This is a genomic window from Nitratidesulfovibrio liaohensis, from assembly GCF_011682075.1.
Taxonomy (GTDB): Bacteria; Desulfobacterota; Desulfovibrionia; order Desulfovibrionales; family Desulfovibrionaceae; genus Cupidesulfovibrio; species Cupidesulfovibrio liaohensis.
The window spans coordinates 1-1799 of record NZ_VSMK01000488.1; the positions used below are offsets into that span (position 1 = coordinate 1).

Here is a 1799-nt window from a genome sequence, read left to right on the forward strand (position 1 = left end):
TCGGCAACCCCATCCTTCCGGTGGTGAAGCTGTGCGCCAACCCGCGCACCGTGCGCACCATGAGCGAACACATCGACGTGGACGTGTCGGGCATCCTGCGCAAGGAACTGACCATGGACGGCGCCGGAGACAAGCTGGTGGAAATGGCCATCCGCACCGCCAACGGCCGTAACACCGCCGCCGAAGTGTTGGGCCACCGCGAGTTCGTCCTTACCCGTCTGTACGAAAGCGCCTAGTCCCCAGGCGCTTCGGTCCCCCTTGCGGCGCACTTCGCCGCAAGGGGGCATATTCTGCGGCACGTGTGCGAGCCCGGTGTTCCTCGGCATATGACTGCAGGTTCACGCGGAGGAGCGCATGCCCGGCCCGCCCGCCCTGATCGAGCCAGATCGGGGATGATCGGGCATGAATCGCGCGCGTGCCGCAGCCTTTCTCCCGCGCGTACGACAGCGCACCGTGTCTCCCGGGCCTCGTGGCCCTCTTATGCCTCGCGGCGCCTGACGCACGGATTCGGGACCGTGTCGTTACGGCGCGGGGATTCCTGCCTCTTCGGTTCATTCGCCTTCATCCTCCACGTTTTTGGCGCGTGTGCGGCGCCGCCCGGATTGTGCAAACGCGGGTCCCCCAGGGGGCCCGCGTCATGCTTTTGGACGGCGTGTCGTGCGATGGCTCGTCTGGTCTGGCGATTTGGCAAATCTGGTGTCCAGGCAGGCGGACAGGCTGACGCACGGGCCGCCGGGCGAGCTCAGCCGGGGGGAAGGGCAGGCCGGGCAGGGGCGCACGCAAGACCGTCGGGGGGGGGGGGGGGAGGTGTGTGATTGCTCACGCCGAAAGGGCATGACACAAAACGCACAGAACATGCGTCGCCGGGTGCTTTTGCGTGTCCAAGCATTGCAAGAGGGCTGTGTTGATTGAATAAGCAAACAATACTGTCAGATGACGACAGCCCTCGTGCTTTATTTCACTGAGCGCTCAAATACGGGGGGCAGAGACTGGAATATCGCCATGTTGCCGTAACAGACCGGTCGCGACAGGCGTGAAAGCATACGGCAGGATTCCCGGGATAATCAAAAAAGATAAGTTGTGGCAGTGTGTTGCCGAAATGCCGAGAAGGCTTGGGCAAAAAAGCTCAAGTTTCGCGTTGACAGTCTTACATAAGACATCATACACATGCCTCAACAACGCTCCCCAAGGAGGAACTCCATGTCGATCCAATTTCTGGTGCACGAAGACGGCGATTCCGTCGGCGTCGTGGTTGTTGAAGGCGTCAAGGCCGGTCAGGACCTGACCGGCTGGGTGATGGCCGAAGACCGGACCATCACCTTCAAGGTGCTCAACGATATTCCCATCGGCCACAAGCTGGCCCTGAAGGCCCTGTCCGTGGGCGATACCGTGATCAAGTACGGTACCGACATCGGCAAGGTCATCGCCCCCATCAAGCAGGGCGAGCACCTGCATGTTCACAACGTCAAGACCAAGAGGTGGTAGTACAATGACTGCTAATACCTTCCTCGGCTACCGCCGCGAAAATGGCCGCGTGGGCGTGCGCAACCACGTGGTCATCCTGCCCCTGGACGACCTTTCCAACGCCGCTTCGGAAGCGGTGGCCAACAACGTCAAGGGCACCATGGCCCTGCCGCACCCGTATGGCCGCCTGCAGTTCGGTGAAGACCTTGAGCTGCACTTCCGCACCCTGATCGGCGTGGGCAGCAACCCCAACGTGGCCGCCGTGGTGGTCATCGGCATCGAACCGCAGTGGACCAACCGCATCGTGGAAGGCATCGCCAAGACCGGCAAGCCGG

The 1799-nt window shown here is 62.1% G+C and carries 2 protein-coding genes and 1 pseudogene; all 3 read left to right on the forward strand.

Annotated features, from left to right (window positions below; translation table 11 throughout):
• Nucleotides 1-236, forward strand: a pseudogene (locus FVW27_RS14690) (UxaA family hydrolase); the annotation flags it as partial.
• 964 nt (nucleotides 237-1200) lie between these two features.
• A complete protein-coding gene (locus tag FVW27_RS14695) occupies nucleotides 1201-1485 on the forward strand; it encodes a UxaA family hydrolase (RefSeq protein WP_167126489.1) in 285 nt (94 codons plus the stop codon).
• A 4-nt stretch (nucleotides 1486-1489) separates the two neighbouring features.
• The coding region (locus tag FVW27_RS14700; protein WP_167126492.1) for a UxaA family hydrolase at nucleotides 1490-1799 on the forward strand (310 nt) is incomplete at its 3' end.

Coding starts and splice junctions, on each gene's coding strand:
- FVW27_RS14695 (WP_167126489.1), top strand. CDS start 1,201: ATGTCGATCCAATTTCTGGTGCACGAAGACGGCGATTCCGTCGGCGTC.